Origin of the sequence: Mesorhizobium sp. M9A.F.Ca.ET.002.03.1.2 (assembly GCF_003952365.1) — a bacterium.
GTDB lineage: Bacteria > Pseudomonadota > Alphaproteobacteria > Rhizobiales > Rhizobiaceae > Mesorhizobium.
On record NZ_CP034443.1, the window covers coordinates 5,164,845 to 5,180,322 of the forward strand.

Sequence of the window (15,478 nt, forward strand, 5' to 3'; positions counted from 1 at the left end):
CTGAGCGCTCACCAGCCGACGGCTCATTCCCTCCTCGCGTTCACCCGATCCGCAGCGGTAACCAGCACGGCGCGGTCGCCCTCCTCGTACAAACGATGGATGGCGATGGCGCGGACGCGCCAGCCTTCTGACGTGCGCACCAGCCGGTGGAGATAGCTGGCGCCGACCGTCCAGAACCGCGCGCCGATCCAGTGGGTCGCGCGGACATGGCTGCGCGCAATCGCATCGTTCTCCGTGCCTTCGACAACGATGTTGGTGATGACATGCTGGGTGGCGTCGAAGCCCGGCAGCAGGCTTTGCCACTGGGCAATCAACGCGTCGCGGTCGCTGGTCGCGACCTCGCCGCCGAAAAGGCTGGTATAGTCGGTCGTCACGCGGGCCGCGAAATAGGACCTGACCCGGTTCCATTCGCGCAGGTCGGCATAGAGGCCGATTCCGGCAACTGCCTCGGCGATAGCGACCCTGTCTTCGACCGTCAGCGCAGCCCGCGAGGCGCTCAAGGCCGGCGCGGAAATGGCGGCAAGCGTCGCGGTGAACACTGCCGAGGCCAAGACGTGCCGACGGGTGACCGGGTTCATTGCCCCGCCTCCCCCGCATTGCCCAGCGTGGCGCGGAAATGCGCGGCGACAGCGTCGCTCGCCACCTTCACCGGCGCGGCACGGTCGTAGAAATCGAACTGGGTGACGTCGTCGAGCCACAGCTCCTGCTTGGAAGTGGTCAGCCGCGCGAAAAATTTGTGCGCGCCCTGCGGGATGGCAGCCGCCTCGCTATGCACCATCAGAAAGGGCTGATGCAGGCGCGGAGCAGCCTGGATCGCATCGAACGTCAGCCAGCCCCGCCAGAAGGCCGGATCGGCCTCGTTGCGCCAGGCCGGGATCATCCCGCGACCGGGCTCGGTATAGTAAGGCACCTTGAACATGATCGCGCGGTCGTCGGTCAGGCTGGCGGCCGGCAGGAATGCCTGTTTGCCGGTGCGGCGATACGCGGCCTCGGCTGCATCGCCCGCGGCTTCAAGCTTGGCCACGCCGTCCTTGCCGCCATAGGTCTGCTCGACCACCTCGGCATCGTGCAGCCAGGGCGCGACAAGCGCGACCGACTTGATCGCGGCATCCTTAGCGGCGGCCGTGACCATATAGCCGGAGCTGGCGCAAATGCCGAGCCCGCCGATGCGGTCCTTGCTGGTCTCGGGCCGGGTCGCGAGATAGGCGACCGCCGCTTCGATATCGGCGATCTTGGTGCTGGTATCCTCGTACTGGCGCCGGGCGCCGCCGCTCTCGCCCCAGCCGCGGAAGTCGAAGGTCAAGGCGACGAACCCGCGGTCGGCCATCTCGCGGGCGTAGCGGGCCGGCATTTGTTCCTTCACCGTCATCCAGGCGCCGGTCACGACCAGCGCAGGCCGAGGCTTCGCCGCGTCCATATCCTCGGGCAGATAGAGGTCGCCGACGATCTGCTCACCGTGCGAGGCGAAAGTGACGCGCTCGCCGCGCGGTGCGGCGACGGCATTGGAGGCGAGCGCGACGGCGGTTGCCGCGGCTAGCGTCAGGGTTTTCAGCATCGCAAGTCTCCTTTGGCTTGGGAGGCGAGAAGTGCGGCGGCGCGACGGATTTGGGAAGGGCCGCCGTCTCAGCGGTCGTCCGCCAGCCGGCCGGGCAGTGGCTTCAGCCTGTAGTGCGCCCAGTAGAAGGCGTCCGACTGATACATGTCGGTCAAAAAATTCTGTGCCTCGGCGATCTTGCCATCCTCGATGCGAAACATCAGGGCATAGAGCTGGTCGACCTCGGGATCCGAGCCGATGTTCGACCAACCGCGATGGACGTCGACGACGAGGTCGCCCTGCGCCTGGAAGAAGATCGGCTCGGCCCTGAACTTGCCGTCGGCCAGGCCGTGGAAGAAGGCGACCACCTCGTCTGCCCCGCGCTTGTCGCCGGCGAGCGGATGGTGACCGGGAATGCGCCACACGATGTCGGGCGCGAGGAAGGGCCGGACGGCATCCGGGTTCCCGGTCGCGTAAGCTGCGTAATAGTCCTTGATGAGCTGGATATTGCGGTCTTCTTGCGGACCGCCGCTCGCGGGGGCTGTGGCGGCAGCCAGGAAAGCGCCGGCAGCGAGCGAAACGAGCCTGGTCATCGGTTCTGTCTCCTCGTCAGTTTGAGCCGTCGCGGGAGCGAGACCCATTCGTCGAGTCCAAGATGAGGCTTTTTGTTCGCTGGAAAAACCCGTATAGTTCGACAAGGCTATTTGGAATATCCTCACAATGCGCCTCGACCAGTTCAGCGGCATCGTCGCCTTCGTGAAGGTCGCGCAGACCAAAAGCTTCACCCGCGCCGCCGCCGAGCTCGGCGTCGCTCCTGCCTCGTTGAGCGAGGCCGTCAAGGGGCTCGAGGAGCGTCTGGGAGTGCGGCTCCTCAACCGCACGACCCGCAGCGTCGGTTTGACCGAGGCGGGCGCCTATTACCTCGACCACGTGCGCCCGGCGGCCGAAGAGGTCTGGGCGGCGGGCGCGGCGCTGCGCGAGACCCGCGATCGCCCCGCCGGCACGCTGCGCCTGAGCCTGCCGTGGATCGCCGCGCCGCTGCTGATCGAGCCGCTGATGGGGCCGTTCATGGACGCCTACCCGGAAGTGCGGCTTAGCCTGATCTTCGACGACAGCTTCGTCGATATCGCCGCCCAGGGCTTCGACGCCGGTCTGCGGATCGGCGAGCTTCTCGATAAGGATATGATCGGCGCGCGCCTGGGCGGGCCGCTGCAGACGGTCGTTTTGGGCAGCCCGGATTATCTGGCGCGTAACGGCACGCCGAAGCAGCCCGCGGATCTCGCCGCCCACCGCTGCATCGCATTCGCCTTTACCCGCACCCGCGCCATCTCGCCCTGGGAGTTCGTCGTGGATGGACGCCAGGTCGAGTTCACGCCCGACGCACGTCTGATCGCGAATGCACTTCCGCTTTGCATTACCGCTGCCGCGCAAGGGCATGGCCTTGCCTTCGCCGTCGAAGGCCTCGCTGCGCCGCTTCTCGCCTCAGGCGCGCTGGTCAAGGTGCTGGAGCCTTTCTGTCCCACTTACGAACCGCTCCACCTCTATTATCCCAGCCGCCGCCTCGTGCCGCCGAAGCTGCGGGCCTTCATCGACTTCGTGCGCGCGAACGCTCACAGTTTGCGGATCTGATGTGTCATTGCGCTGCCGCGGATCGCGAGCCGGTCCCGCTCAAGCCAAAGCGCCGGCTGAGCCAACAGTTCCGGCTTTCACGGCAATGGACCCAATGCTAGGGCAGGATCAGCCGAATTGACCAATGGATCGCCCTGTGACCGACGCCGAACGCCCTCGCCTGCCGCTGATTGAAATCTGTGTCGAAGGCATAGACGGCCTGCTGGCCGCGCAAGCAGCCGGCGCCGATCGGGTCGAGCTCTGCGCCAGCCTCGTCGAGGGCGGCATCACGCCGAGTTTTGGCACCGTGCGCGTGGCCCTCGAACTGGCAACGATCCCGTTCCACGTCATCGTGCGGCCGCGCGGCGGCGATTTTCTCTACAGCGACGCCGAGTACAGCTCGATGCTCGCCGATGTCGGTGCGCTGAGCGAGCTCGGCGTGGCCGGTGTCGTCGTCGGCTGCCTGAACGCCGACGGCGCCATCGACGAAAAGCGCATGGGCGAGTTGGTGCAGGCGGCCGGGCCCTTGAACGTGACCTGCCACCGTGCCTTCGACATGACGCGCGATCCGGCCGAGGCGCTGGAAACGCTGATCCGCTGCAAGGTCGGCCGCGTGCTGACCAGCGGCCAGCGCGACACCGCATTGGAGGGCGTGGCCCTGCTGGCGGGCCTCGTCCGGCAGGCCGGCAAGCGCATCGTCATCCTCGGCTGCGGCGGGCTGGATCCCGGGAATATCGCCGAGGTACGGGAAAGAACCGGACTGACCGAAATGCATTTCGCCGCACTCAAGGAGGTGCCGAGCGCCATGCGCTACCGCAATCCCCATGTCGGGATGGGCGGCACCGACCTCGACCGCGAGTACCGCAACACCGTAACCGACGCGGCGCTGGTGGCGACGACGATTGCGGCGGCGAAAGCATGATCCCGCAACGAAGAAAACACATGACGGAAGCGCGTTTGCCGATCGAGCGGATCTCGCCGCAGGACGAGCCCGCCATCCTCGCCCTCAATAACGAGCACGCGGCCGAACTGTCGTGGCTCGAGCCTGAACGCCTGTCCTTCCTGCTGGGTGAGGCCTTCTATGCACGCCGCATCGGTGCGCTCGAAGCCTTCATCATGACCTTCGATCAGAACGCCCGCTACGACAGTCCGAATTTCCTGTGGTTCCGCGAGCGCTACCAGCGCTTCGTCTATGTCGACCGTGTCGTCGTCGCGGGAGAAGCGCGTGGCCGCGGCCATGCCCGAAGGCTCTATGAGGATCTGTTCGACCATGTCTCGCGCGCCGGCCAGACCATCGTCACTTGCGAGGTGAATGCCGACCCGCCCAACCCGGTCTCGGATGCCTTTCACGCAGCGCTCGGCTTCGTCGAGGTCGGCGACGCGGTGATCCACGGCGGCAAGAAGGCGGTGCGCTACTATACCAGGCGGATCACCGGCTGAGGCGACAGCCCTACCAGTTGCGGTTCAGCCAGGTGCGGGCCGGCTTTTCGACGATGTAATAGCTGCACAGGGCGCAAGCGAACACGCCGGCCAGCATCGGCAGCGGCGCACTGCCCTGCGAATAGACGAATTTGTAGAACGGCTGCTGCCATAGATAGAGCGAATACGACCACAGGCCCAGCATAGCCATCGGCCAGGAGGACAGGAATCCGGTCAGGTAGCGGGTGCCGAAGTCGAGCGAATTGACGGCGAGCGCCAACAGCGGCACCGCGACCAGATAGTGGATCGGCGTCGGCACCGACTCCAGGAACAGAAGAACCGCACCGGCGGACGCCGCAACCGCGACATGCGGCCCCTTGAACAAGGCCGGCAGCCTGTCGTCGGCCCTGAGCAGGCATATCACCGCCGACAGCAGAATCGAGGCGATGTGCACATCGGTTCGCCAATAGGTGCTCTCGTAATCCATTCCGAGGACCCAGTACGAAATGGCGCCGTTCGCCATGGCCAGCACCGACAGCGCGCCGAGCAGCATGACGACGCGGGCACGCCCCGAAACAGCAAAGCTGATCAATGCCAGGATGACATAGGCGTGTTCCTCGACGCACAGCGACCAGATATGGTCCAGTGCGCCGGCGCGGTTGACGAGAATTCCGGCATAATTGTAGGTGAATGTCAGCGCCGTCAGCGCCGCCTTCCATTTGAAGGCGACAAACGTGCCGGACAAGGCAACCATCGAAGCGACGACGAAAACCAGCAGCGCCGGATAGATGCGGGAGAAGCGGCGCTTGAAGAATGCCTTGAGCGGATAGCGTTCGACAAAGAGAATCTCGGCCATGAGCCGGCCGCTGAGCACGAAGAAGAACTCGACGCCCATGACGCCGAGGTTGATTCCGGGAATGGGAAAGAAGTGGCCGATCAGCACCAGTGCGATCGACAGGCCGCGCCATCCGTCGAGATAGGACAGCCTTGTTCTTGACGATGTGCCGGCGGACCGGGACACGACAAGCTGCGTCGCGGAAATATCCGTCATGCCCGCCCCCCTCGCATTTGAACGAATGCGAAAGGGCTGCAGGCCAAGACGATACGCTTCGAGCCCCCGCTCGCATTCCTCCAGGCATATTGCGGCGCAATAGAGCGTTGCGCAAGCGCGAGATTGGCGACACTCGCATGTCCGGCCGTCAGACCCGAGTGCGACGAAAAAGGGGCCGCGAAGGCCCCTTCCTCAAAGCCGGCAATCCCAAAACCGGCAACCCCAAAACCGGTAATCCCAAAACCGGTAATCGATGCCTTCAGGCGTTGGCGGCGGTCACCGCGCGCTTGGCCATCACCGCGATCAGGTTGGCCCGGTAGTCGGCCGACGCGTGGAGGTCGCTCATCAAATTCTTCGTCGAAACGTTCACGCCGTCGAGCGCGGCAGCCATGAAGCTTTTGGTCAACGCTGCCTCGATGTCCTTCGAACGGAAGACGCCGTCGTCGCCGGCCCCGGTGACGGCGACCCTGACGCCGTCCTTGCCCTTGGCCACGAACACCCCGACGATCGCGTAGCGCGAGGCGGGGTTGCGGAACTTTTCATAGGCCGCCTTGGCCGGCGCGGTGAAGGTTACCGCGGTGATGATCTCGCCGTCCTTCAGCGCCGTCTCGAACAGGCCCGTGAAGAACTTGCCGGCCGCGATCTCACGCTTGTTGGTGACGATGGTGGCGTCGAGCGCAAGCAGTGCTGCCGGATAGTCGGCCGCTGGATCGTTGTTGGCGATCGAACCGCCGATCGTGCCCTTGTGACGCACCGCCGGATCGCCGATCAGGGACGCCATATGGGCGAGCGCCGGACAGGCCTTCTTTAGCTTCTCATCGCTGGCGACGTCGTAATGCGTGGTGGCAGCGCCGATGGTGACGGTCTTGCCCGACACCTTGACGCCCTGCAGTTCCTTGATCCGCGACAGGTCGACCAGATCGGAAGGCGCGGCAAGCCGCGTCTTCATGGCAGGGATCAGCGTCATGCCGCCCGACAGGAGCTTTGCATCGCCGCTCTTGAGCAGCTTGGCGGCCTCAGTGACGGAGGCGGCGCGGTGATAGTTGACTGCGTACATGGGATGCTCCCGTGGTGAATGGTGAAGTAGTGAATGGTGAATGGTCGATGGTGAATGGTTGGATTGGCGCCGAGTTTCTCGAAGTGTCCTCCCATTCACCATTCACCATTCACTCCTGTTTCAATGTTTCGTCGCCCGGATCGCTGCCCAGACCGTGGACGGCGATGCCGGCATGGCGATATCGGTGATGCCGATGGCGTCGGTGATGGCATTGATCACCGCCGGCGGTGAGCCGATGGCGCCGGCCTCGCCGCAGCCCTTGATGCCGAGCGGATTGCCCGGGCACGGCGTGTTCGAGGTCGATATCTTGAACGACGGCAGATCGTCGGCGCGCGGCATGGTGTAGTCCATGTAGCTCGCCGTCAAAAGCTGCCCGCTGGCGTCGTAGCGAGTGCCCTCCAGCAAGGCCTGGCCGACGCCCTGCGCAATACCGCCATGCACCTGGCCTTCGACGATCATCGGGTTGATGATGTTGCCGAAATCGTCGGCGGCAACGAACTGGACGATCTCCGTCACGCCGGTTTCCGGATCGATCTCGACCTCGCAGATATAGCAGCCCGCTGGGAAGGTGAAGTTCGACGGATCGTAGAATGCCGTTTCCTTCAGCCCGGGCTCCATGCCGCCAGGCAGATTGTGGGCCGTGTAGGCCGCAAGCGCCATCTGGAACCACGGCACGTTCTTGTCGGTGCCGGCGACCTTCAGCGCGCCGTTCTCGATGACGATGTCACCCTCGTCGGCTTCGAGCAGGTGAGCGGCGATCTTCTTGGCCTTGGCCTCGACCTTGTCGAGCGCCTTGACGATGGCCGACATGCCGACGGCGCCCGAGCGCGAGCCATAGGTGCCCATGCCCATCTGCACCTTGTCGGTGTCGCCGTGGACGATCGAGACGCTATCGATCGGCACGCCGAAGCGCTCGTTGACCAGTTGTGCGAAGGTCGTCTCATGGCCCTGGCCATGGCTGTGCGAACCGGTCAGCACCTCGATCGTGCCGACGGCGTTGACACGCACCTCGGCACTTTCCCAAAGACCGACACCCGCTCCAAGACTGCCGACAGCCGCCGACGGCGCAATGCCGCAGGCCTCGATGTAGCAACTCATGCCGATGCCGCGCAGCTTGCCTTTCTTGGCTGCAGCGGCCTTGCGCTTGGCAAAGCCGGCGTAGTCCGAAGCCTTCATCGCCGCGTCGAGCGAGGCGCCATAATCGCCGGCGTCATAATTCATGATGACCGGCGTCTGGTGCGGGAACGAGGTGATGAAGTTCTTTCGACGAAGCTCCGCCGGCGACACGCCCAATTCGCGGGCGGCTGTCTCCATGGTGCGTTCGAGCAGATAGGTGGCCTCCGGCCGCCCTGCCCCACGATAGGCGTCGACCGGCGCGGTGTTGGTATAGACGGCGCGAACATTGGCGTGGATCGCCGGAATATCGTACTGGCCCGACAACAGCGTCGCGTAGAGATAGGTCGGCACGGAGGACGAGAACAGCGACATGTAGGCGCCGAAATTGGCGATGGTGTCGACCTTCAGCCCGGTGATCCTGTTGTCCTTGTCGAAGGCCATCTCCACTGTCGAGACATGGTCCCGGCCATGCGCATCGGTGAGAAAACTCTCGGTGCGGTCGGCAACCCATTTGACCGGCACGCCGGTCTTCTTCGAGGCCCACAGGCAGATGATTTCTTCGGGATAGATGAAGATTTTCGAGCCGAAGCCGCCGCCGACATCCGGCGCGATGACGCGCAGCTTGTTTTCAGGCGCGACATTGTAGAAAGCGCTCATCACCAGCCGCGCGACATGCGGGTTCTGCGAGGTCGTCCAGCACGTATAGTGGTCCTCGGCCTTGTCGTAATGACCAAGCGCGGCACGCGGTTCCATGGCGTTGGGCACCAGCCGGTTGTTGACGATCTTCATGCGGGTGACATGGGCAGCGGCCTTGATCGCCGCATTGGTCGCCGTGCTGTCGCCGAGCTCCCAGTCGAAAATCAGATTGCCGTCGGCTTCCGGATGGATCTGTGGTGCGCTCCTCTCGAGCGCCTTCGGCGCATCGACGACCGCCTTCAGCTCCTTGTAGGTGATGTCGACCGCTTCGGCCGCGTCGCGCGCCTGGCCCTTGGTTTCGGCGACCACGATGACCACTGCGTCGCCGACATAGCGGACCCTGTCGAAGGCCAGCGGCGACCACGCCCCCATCTTCATCGGCGTGCCGTCCTTGGAATGGATCATCCAGCCGCAGATGAGATTGCCGATGCCGTCGGCCTTGAGCTCCTTGCCGGTCAGCACGCCGATGACGCCCGGCATGCCTTTCGCCTTTTTGACATCGATCTTCTTGATTTGCGCATGCGCGTGCGGGCTGCGCACGAAGGCCGCATGCTTCATGCCGGGAACCACCATGTCATCGACATAGCGCCCGGCGCCGGTGATGAACCGCTTGTCTTCCTTGCGCGCTACACGAGCGCCAACACCCTCAATGCCCATCGCAGAAATTCCTCCCAAAATGTAGGGGAGTAGGGCATTAGGGGAGTAAGGCAGTAGGGGAAAATCGGCTCCCTTCCTACTGCCTTACTGCCCTACTCCCTTACTCCCAAAATGTAGGGGAGTAGGGCATTAGGGGAGTAAGGCAGTAGGGGAAAATCGGCTCCCTTCCTACTGCCTTACTGCCCTACTCCCTTACTCCCTTAAGTCCTTCACGCAGCTTGCCTGGCCTTGCCCTTCGATCCCTTGGCCATCGTCTTCGATGCGGCGAGGATCGCTTTCACGATGTTGTGGTAGCCGGTGCAGCGGCAGATGTTGCCTTCAAGTTCGGCGCGCACCGTGGCCTCGTCGAGGCCTTCGGGGTGGCGGGCGATCATGTCCGTCGCCGCCATGATCATGCCCGGCGTGCAGAAACCGCACTGCAGCCCGTGATGCTCCTTGAACGCCGCCTGCACCGGATGCAGGTCGGCGCCGTCGGCCAGCCCTTCGATCGTCACGACGCTCGACCCGGAAGCCTGCACCGCGAGCATCGTGCAGGATTTAACCGCCTTGCCATCGACATGGACCACACAGGCGCCGCATTGCGAGGTGTCGCAGCCGACATGCGTCCCGGTCAGGCCGAGATTCTCCCTCAAGAAATGAACCAGAAGCGTACGGTCTTCGGCAGCGCCGCTGACCCGCCTTCCGTTCACCGTCAACGATATGTCCGACATAAAACCTCCCTGGGTGCTACCTTGGTCGTTTTGGCGTCGGTGGTGCCCGAGCCCTCTGTCTGTCCGCCATTCTTATACCGCATTATGCACGGGAAAAAGTGCCGCGAAATGCCGGGATTGCGAGAATGCAGTTCGTCCCAGAATCCGCATATTGTACTTTCGGTCACGCAAAGACAGCGGAAACGGCACGATGAAGCGAGAGCTTCGATCGCCGTGCGAATGCCGCCTTCCGGCCATGAGCGGCTGCGAGCCGATCTCAGCCGATGCCGTGTTTCCTGAGAACCTCCTGCTCGTCGCCTGACACCCATCCGAATATCTTGGGCTCTCCGCCCAGCTTCTGCACGAGGTAGTGGACGTCGAAATCTATCGTGACGTCCGGCTGGCCTTTACGGGCATAGGTCGCCGTCCAGGCGACGTGGGCAACGCAATGATGCTCGTCTATCGGCGAGATGCGAACATCCCGTTTCCGCATCGCCTTGGTGCCGATCGCTCGATAATGAGCATAGCCCTGTTCCATAGCCTGCTTGAGCTGGTCGTCGTTTTTTCCGACCATGACGCCGGTAGGCGACGCCGCGATGAAGGCGGAGGCGTAGACCGATGCGACTTCATCCATGTCGGCACCGCCGGCGAGGGATTTCTGGAAAAGCTGCTCGTACCTTTCGAACAGCTTCTGGACCTGGGCTTCCATGGATCGCTCCCTTCCGGTGTGGTTTGGGGTTGAAGTTTCCGAGCGCCGATGCCGTCGAAATAGCAGGAAACTTCAAATCCATCATGTTGGCTCATTGCCAAAGTAGCACTTGAAGACAACAATGACGTCGACGCCGGCGCGCCAGGAGCACAAAAAGAGCCGCGCACAAAAAGAGCGTCGGAGGAATGGAGGAGGAAGCCGCTGGCCAGTTCACGGACGCGCTATGCATGCGGCCTGTCGGCGCTCACCACGGATGAGCCCGACGCCGATGCCTTTACCCGGGCGATCGCGGCCGAAGCCGCGGCCATCGATGCCGGCTTCGCCCTGCTCTTTTTCTCCCAGAGCCTCGTCGATGCGGCCGCCCTCTCGGACGCGCTGAAGATCAACGCGCCGGCACTTGCCTATGCCGGCTGCTCCACCGCCGGCGAAATCACGCCGCGCGGTCTGGAGGAAGGCCAGATCCTCGCCTTGCTGCTTCCGTCGGCGTCGTTTTCGGTCGCAAGCACCATGGTCGACAGTCTCTCTTCGTCGGGCATGGACAGGATCACCGATGAAGTCGGGGCGCTGCGCCGCTCGCTGCAGGGCCGCGTCGGGTACGAACGGACCAACACCACCTTCGCGCTCTGCTTCATCGACGGGCTATCCTATGCCGAGGAAGCGGTGACCTCGGCCATCCATTGGGGCCTCGACGACATTCCGCTGATCGGCGGTTCGGCCGGAGACGATCTGAAGTTCGAGACGACGCGGCTGATCTCGAACGGCAGGGTTACCTCCGACAGCGCCATCATCGTGCTGATCACCACGGAAATTCCTTTCCACGTGTTCAAGACCGACAATTTCGTCCCCACCGACGAGAAGCTGGTGGTGACCGCGTCCGATCCCGATCAGCGCACCGTGCGCGAATTCAACGCCACCAATGCCGCGGAGGAATATGCCGCCTCGGTCGGCGTCATCCCGCAGATGCTGACGCCGCTCAGTTTTGCCTCGCACCCGGTGGTGGTGAAAGTGGGCGGCGAATTCTACTGCCGCTCGATCCAGAAGATGCACGCGGACGGCTCGCTGTCGTTCTTCTGCGCCATCGACGATGGCGTCGTCCTTTCCATCGCCCAGCCCAAGGGCATGGTTGAATCGACACGTGCCGCCCTCAGGGACGTCGAGGACAGGCTTGGCGGCATCGACATGATCCTCGGCTTCGACTGCGTGCTGCGCCGGCTCGACGCGCGCAACCGGCAGGTCTTTCGAGAGATTTCGGAACTCTACAAGGTCAACAACGTCATCGGCTTCGGCACCTATGGCGAACAGTACCGGTCGATGCATCTGAACCAGACCTTCACCGGCATCGCCTTCGGAGAGCGGCAGGCGGCGGAGTAGGAGGTTCTTATGCCGCTCAGGGACATCAACGACCTGGAGAAGCTGAAGAAGATCAACGCGGCCCTTGTCAGCCGCGTCGAGCGCTCGATGGACCAGCAGGGCAACGCGTTCTCGCTGTTCCAGACCGCGATCTCCCTTGAGAATCGAGTGCGTACGCGCACCGAGGAACTGCACTCGACACTGCGTAGATTGGAACAATCCAACATCGACCTGAGTGCTGCCAAGGAAAGCGCCGAGCTGGCGAACCTGTCCAAGACCAGGTTCCTGGCGGCCGCCAGTCACGACGTGCTGCAGCCGCTCAACGCCGCGCATCTCTCCGTCTCGGCGCTGGCCGAAGTGCAAACCAGCGACGAGGGCAAGAAGCTGGTCCGGCAGGTTGAGCGGTCGCTGGAGACGATGGAGGATCTGCTCCGCACCCTGCTCGACATTTCCAAGCTCGACGCCGGCGTCGTGCAGCCCGACATCGGCGACGTCAGCCTGGAGACGCTGTTTTCGTCGCTGCGTTCGGACTTTCAGCCGGTCGCGAAGATGAAGGGCCTGACGCTGAAATTCCGGCCGGTCAACGCCGTCGTGCGCTCGGACCGCACCTTGCTGCGGCGCATCCTGCAGAACATCCTTTCCAACGCGCTGCGCTACACCCGCTCCGGCGGCGTGCTGGTCGGCACCAGGCATCGCGGCGACACGATCCGCATCGATGTCGCCGATACCGGCTGCGGCATCCCCGACGACCAGCGCGAGGCCGTGTTCGAGGAATTCCACCGCGGCACGATCTCGAGCGATGCCGGGCTTGCCGGCGGCGGGCTGGGCCTGGGCCTGGCCATCGTGCGCCGTATCGCCGCCGCACTCGGCCATCCCGTGACGTTTTCGTCGAAGGTCGGGCACGGCACGATTTTCCATATCGACGTTCCGGTCGGGATCGGCGCCACGGCCGACGTCATCGCCAACGCCGCCGACATGGAGCGGCCGCGCGGCTACGGTCTGTTCGGCACAAAGGTGCTGCTGGTCGAGAACGATATCGAGGTGCTGCAGGCGATGACGTTCCTGCTCGAGCGCTGGCAGTGCCTGGTGCGCCCCGCCACCTCGACCGGGGATGCGCTCGACATGCTTGGCGATACGGACTGGGTGCCGGACATCGTCATCGCCGACCAGCATCTCGACGGCGGCGATCTCGGCACCACGACCATCGCCGAGGTCCGCGATTATCTCGGCCGCGCCGTACCGGCGCTGATCGTCACCGCTGACGGCTCCGAAACCGTTGCCATAGCTGCCCGCACGGCCGGCATCGAGCTGATGCGCAAGCCGCTGAAACCGGCACAACTGCGCGCGCTGCTGGCGCATTTGTTGGCTTGATCCCTTCTCCCAAAGACAGTGGCGAGCGGCAGGAGAAATGTCACCGTAATTCCGCAGAGGGTGACACTTTATGGATCGGGGAGCGCCTTCAATAAATGCTCCCTATCTCCACTACCGTCGCAATGTCACAAATCATCTGTCCATGGACGGTGACCGGACGAGCATTTTCGCCATAGGAATGCATCATTACTGGCTTGAAGGTGCCTAGTGTTCTCTGTTTAGCCATCAATTCGCTCCAGAGTTCAAAATCGCGCGCACGTATAGCTTTGCCGATTTCATCCTCTATGCGCCGATACTCTTCAGCATCTTTGTCATTCAGCGTGGCCGGCGGAATATAGACGGGAATGCGATGCGCTACCGCGTGCCTATAGTTTTCGATATACCCGAACCACGGATCACACTTCACCAGATAGTCACGCAAATCGTCCGGCAGGCTCTCCCGCACACGAATGTTCTTCGGCCCAAACCCAATCATGCCATCCGAAATCGGGACACCCTTCGCATTCCGTAGATCGGTTTCCACGCACCAAATCCGAGCCATGTTGTCTATCGCTCCATAGACGTTGACTAGGAACGATTGAACAAATGCTTCGGCGTCGTGGCGCACCTCCTTTGAGGGCGACTTTTCCGAGTTCGGCGGGATGATCGCAAACACGCGATCAGTCAAATGCACCAAAGCCTGAATGCGTCGGGAAAGACCGTGCCTTGCATACTCGGATGCTGGATCTGTTTTATATTTGCGATCTAAGAACAGCAGGAAAAGACCGTTAGCGGATGACGACCATTTCTTTTTATTTTGCGATAGCTCTTTCAGCGTATCGTCAGAATACATCGGTCCCCCCTGGTTTTTTCTCCAGCGCCACAACCCGAGCTTTGAGAGCGTCAATTTCTTGCCGTAGAATTACGGTGACAGCACCTTTTACGTTTGTATAGCCGTCATTGCGTGTAGATTGACCGCATGGCCCGCCTTGCCCGCGTTGTCCTTCCCGGTATGTCGCCGTGAAGCCAGAAAAACGAAGCAGGCAGCGAAAGAAAAATAGTGCACTGTCACCGTAATTCTAATTCGAATTCTACAGTTGGTTGCTGACTTCGACGAGATTCCCGTCGGGGTCCTTGAAATAGACCGACAGGATGGCGCCGACGGCTCCAGAGCGTTCGCCCGGCCCTGCGACGATCTCGATGTCTTCCGCCGAGAGCCGCCCCACCACCTCATCGATCGGCGTATCGGTGAGCACGCAGAAATTGCCGCTGCCAGGCACCGTATTGCGTGCGATATCGGGAAAGGCGCGTGCGTCCTGAAGGCTGATCTTGTTGGCGCCAAAATGCAGCGACCATTTGTCGGGCCTCTCCTGCCGCGGTTCCATGCCAAGCACCCGCTCATAGAACCGGCAAGTGCGCTCGACGTCATCGACCGCAAGAACGATATGATCGATCGCCGTGACTTTCATCGTGGAGGTCCTTCAGCGGAACGCCTGTCCGCGGCCGGCGCTAAAACCCCGCCTGCCCCCGAAACAGCTCGGCACTGTCGAGCTTCGAGACCTCGATGACGGCTTGCGTGCGGCTGTAGACGTTGAGCTTGCGCAGTATCTCCGAGACATGCGCCTTGACAGTGGTTTCGCCGACCTGCAGTTCGTAGGCGATCTGCTTGTTGAGCAGCCCCTGGCGCAGCATCTGCAGCACCCGCAATTGCTGCGGCGTCAGTTTGGCAAGGCGCTGCACCATCTCGGCACGGTCGGTGCTCTCGGCGTCCGGCGGCTGGCCTTCATAGGTTTCGGGCACGTAGATCGCACCCTCCATCACCGAGCGGATGGCGGCGGCCAGATCGCTCTTGCGCGCCGATTTCGGGATGAAACCGGCAGCACCATAGGATAGCGCCTCGGCAATGATCTTGGGCTCCTCATGTCCCGAAACGATGACCACCGGCAGGCGCGGGTAGCGGGTCCGAAGCTGCAGCAGCCCGTCGAAGCCATGCACATCAGGCATGCTGAGGTCGAGCAGCGCGAGATCGAACGGCTTCGCATCCGCCAGAAGCTCGAATGCCTCGGTGATCGAACGCGCCTCGACGGTGTCGACGTCCGGATAGGCCATTTGCACGGCGCTGTGCAGCGCCTCGCGAAACAGCGGGTGATCGTCGATGATCAGAAACCGGGCGCTATCGTTGACTGCGGTCATGGCGTTCGTTTCATTCCAGGCAGGATAGAATAGCCCAGCGACCATGGCC

The 15,478-nt window shown here is 62.9% G+C and carries 16 protein-coding genes; 5 read left to right on the forward strand and 11 right to left on the reverse strand.

Annotation, left to right across the window (positions count from 1 at the left end; genetic code table 11):
* Window positions 1-23: 23 nt before the first annotated feature.
* The 3 genes from EJ066_RS25065 to EJ066_RS25075 all read right to left on the reverse strand — a co-directional run bounded on the left by EJ066_RS25065 (window position 24) and on the right by EJ066_RS25075 (window position 2,127).
* On the reverse strand, window positions 24-578 hold the full coding sequence (locus EJ066_RS25065; RefSeq protein ID WP_126042637.1) for a nuclear transport factor 2 family protein: 555 nt from the start codon (window positions 576-578) through the stop codon (window positions 24-26).
* Window positions 575-1,555 (reverse strand): CocE/NonD family hydrolase, encoded by a 981-nt coding sequence (locus EJ066_RS25070; RefSeq protein WP_126042638.1) that lies wholly within the window; start codon window positions 1,553-1,555, stop codon window positions 575-577. The genes EJ066_RS25065 and EJ066_RS25070 overlap by 4 nt, the downstream gene beginning before the upstream one ends.
* Window positions 1,556-1,623: 68 nt before the next feature.
* Entirely contained in the window at window positions 1,624-2,127 is a 504-nt protein-coding gene (locus EJ066_RS25075; RefSeq protein ID WP_126042639.1) for a nuclear transport factor 2 family protein, read from the reverse strand.
* Between the two features lie 127 nt (window positions 2,128-2,254).
* Between EJ066_RS25075 and EJ066_RS25080 the strand changes: the two genes are divergently transcribed.
* The 3 genes from EJ066_RS25080 (at window position 2,255) to EJ066_RS25090 (ending at window position 4,582) form a co-directional block, all read left to right on the forward strand.
* Window positions 2,255-3,163: a LysR family transcriptional regulator gene (locus EJ066_RS25080; RefSeq protein ID WP_126042640.1), complete on the forward strand. Its 909-nt coding sequence runs from the start codon at window positions 2,255-2,257 to the stop codon at window positions 3,161-3,163.
* Window positions 3,164-3,287: 124 nt separating this feature from the next.
* Window positions 3,288-4,064: a copper homeostasis protein CutC gene (locus EJ066_RS25085; protein ID WP_126042641.1), complete on the forward strand. Its 777-nt coding sequence runs from the start codon at window positions 3,288-3,290 to the stop codon at window positions 4,062-4,064.
* A gap of 20 nt (window positions 4,065-4,084) precedes the next feature.
* Window positions 4,085-4,582, forward strand: coding sequence for a GNAT family N-acetyltransferase (locus EJ066_RS25090; RefSeq protein ID WP_126042642.1), 498 nt, complete (start codon window positions 4,085-4,087; stop codon window positions 4,580-4,582).
* A gap of 10 nt (window positions 4,583-4,592) precedes the next feature.
* Here the strand turns inward: EJ066_RS25090 and EJ066_RS25095 are convergent, their stop codons facing one another.
* The 5 genes from EJ066_RS25095 to EJ066_RS25115 form a co-directional block, all read right to left on the reverse strand.
* Window positions 4,593-5,612 (reverse strand): acyltransferase, encoded by a 1,020-nt coding sequence (locus tag EJ066_RS25095; RefSeq protein WP_126042643.1) that lies wholly within the window; start codon window positions 5,610-5,612, stop codon window positions 4,593-4,595.
* 259 nt (window positions 5,613-5,871) lie between these two features.
* Window positions 5,872-6,669, reverse strand: coding sequence for a xanthine dehydrogenase family protein subunit M (locus tag EJ066_RS25100; protein ID WP_126042644.1), 798 nt, complete (start codon window positions 6,667-6,669; stop codon window positions 5,872-5,874).
* A 120-nt stretch (window positions 6,670-6,789) separates the two neighbouring features.
* Window positions 6,790-9,138 (reverse strand): xanthine dehydrogenase family protein molybdopterin-binding subunit, encoded by a 2,349-nt coding sequence (locus EJ066_RS25105; RefSeq protein WP_126042645.1) that lies wholly within the window; start codon window positions 9,136-9,138, stop codon window positions 6,790-6,792.
* 209 nt (window positions 9,139-9,347) lie between these two features.
* Entirely contained in the window at window positions 9,348-9,848 is a 501-nt protein-coding gene (locus EJ066_RS25110; RefSeq protein WP_126042646.1) for a (2Fe-2S)-binding protein, read from the reverse strand.
* 256 nt (window positions 9,849-10,104) lie between these two features.
* Entirely contained in the window at window positions 10,105-10,536 is a 432-nt protein-coding gene (locus tag EJ066_RS25115) for a nuclear transport factor 2 family protein (protein ID WP_126042647.1), read from the reverse strand.
* 375 nt (window positions 10,537-10,911) lie between these two features.
* On the opposite strand from EJ066_RS25115, the gene EJ066_RS25120 reads away from it, so the two are divergent.
* Together EJ066_RS25120 and EJ066_RS25125 are read left to right on the forward strand one after the other, a co-directional pair.
* Window positions 10,912-11,907 carry an FIST N-terminal domain-containing protein gene (locus EJ066_RS25120; RefSeq protein ID WP_245455234.1) on the forward strand — a complete coding sequence of 332 codons (996 nt, stop codon included), beginning with the start codon at window positions 10,912-10,914 and terminating at the stop codon, window positions 11,905-11,907.
* Window positions 11,908-11,916: 9 nt separating this feature from the next.
* On the forward strand, window positions 11,917-13,257 hold the full coding sequence (locus EJ066_RS25125; RefSeq protein WP_126042649.1) for a hybrid sensor histidine kinase/response regulator: 1,341 nt from the start codon (window positions 11,917-11,919) through the stop codon (window positions 13,255-13,257).
* Window positions 13,258-13,345: 88 nt separating this feature from the next.
* Here the strand turns inward: EJ066_RS25125 and EJ066_RS25130 are convergent, their stop codons facing one another.
* The 3 genes from EJ066_RS25130 to EJ066_RS25140 form a co-directional block, all read right to left on the reverse strand.
* Entirely contained in the window at window positions 13,346-14,089 is a 744-nt protein-coding gene (locus tag EJ066_RS25130) for a hypothetical protein (RefSeq protein ID WP_126042650.1), read from the reverse strand.
* 238 nt (window positions 14,090-14,327) lie between these two features.
* Window positions 14,328-14,705, reverse strand: coding sequence for a VOC family protein (locus tag EJ066_RS25135; RefSeq protein ID WP_126042651.1), 378 nt, complete (start codon window positions 14,703-14,705; stop codon window positions 14,328-14,330).
* A 40-nt stretch (window positions 14,706-14,745) separates the two neighbouring features.
* A complete protein-coding gene (locus EJ066_RS25140; RefSeq protein WP_126042652.1) occupies window positions 14,746-15,429 on the reverse strand; it encodes a response regulator transcription factor in 684 nt (227 codons plus the stop codon).
* Window positions 15,430-15,478: the final 49 nt, after the last annotated feature.

What these genes read in the sequence shown, in the direction of transcription:
- EJ066_RS25080 (WP_126042640.1), top strand. Translation starts at nt 2,255, where the DNA reads ATGCGCCTCGACCAGTTCAGCGGCATCGTCGCCTTCGTGAAGGTCGCG.
- EJ066_RS25110 (WP_126042646.1), bottom strand. Translation starts at nt 9,848, where the DNA reads ATGTCGGACATATCGTTGACGGTGAACGGAAGGCGGGTCAGCGGCGCT.
- EJ066_RS25100 (WP_126042644.1), bottom strand. Translation starts at nt 6,669, where the DNA reads ATGTACGCAGTCAACTATCACCGCGCCGCCTCCGTCACTGAGGCCGCC.
- EJ066_RS25095 (WP_126042643.1), bottom strand. Translation starts at nt 5,612, where the DNA reads ATGACGGATATTTCCGCGACGCAGCTTGTCGTGTCCCGGTCCGCCGGC.
- EJ066_RS25130 (WP_126042650.1), bottom strand. Translation starts at nt 14,089, where the DNA reads ATGTATTCTGACGATACGCTGAAAGAGCTATCGCAAAATAAAAAGAAA.
- EJ066_RS25085 (WP_126042641.1), top strand. Translation starts at nt 3,288, where the DNA reads ATGGATCGCCCTGTGACCGACGCCGAACGCCCTCGCCTGCCGCTGATT.
- EJ066_RS25105 (WP_126042645.1), bottom strand. Translation starts at nt 9,138, where the DNA reads ATGGGCATTGAGGGTGTTGGCGCTCGTGTAGCGCGCAAGGAAGACAAG.
- EJ066_RS25090 (WP_126042642.1), top strand. Translation starts at nt 4,085, where the DNA reads ATGACGGAAGCGCGTTTGCCGATCGAGCGGATCTCGCCGCAGGACGAG.
- EJ066_RS25070 (WP_126042638.1), bottom strand. Translation starts at nt 1,555, where the DNA reads ATGCTGAAAACCCTGACGCTAGCCGCGGCAACCGCCGTCGCGCTCGCC.
- EJ066_RS25140 (WP_126042652.1), bottom strand. Translation starts at nt 15,429, where the DNA reads ATGACCGCAGTCAACGATAGCGCCCGGTTTCTGATCATCGACGATCAC.
- EJ066_RS25115 (WP_126042647.1), bottom strand. Translation starts at nt 10,536, where the DNA reads ATGGAAGCCCAGGTCCAGAAGCTGTTCGAAAGGTACGAGCAGCTTTTC.
- EJ066_RS25075 (WP_126042639.1), bottom strand. Translation starts at nt 2,127, where the DNA reads ATGACCAGGCTCGTTTCGCTCGCTGCCGGCGCTTTCCTGGCTGCCGCC.
- EJ066_RS25065 (WP_126042637.1), bottom strand. Translation starts at nt 578, where the DNA reads ATGAACCCGGTCACCCGTCGGCACGTCTTGGCCTCGGCAGTGTTCACC.
- EJ066_RS25135 (WP_126042651.1), bottom strand. Translation starts at nt 14,705, where the DNA reads ATGAAAGTCACGGCGATCGATCATATCGTTCTTGCGGTCGATGACGTC.
- EJ066_RS25125 (WP_126042649.1), top strand. Translation starts at nt 11,917, where the DNA reads ATGCCGCTCAGGGACATCAACGACCTGGAGAAGCTGAAGAAGATCAAC.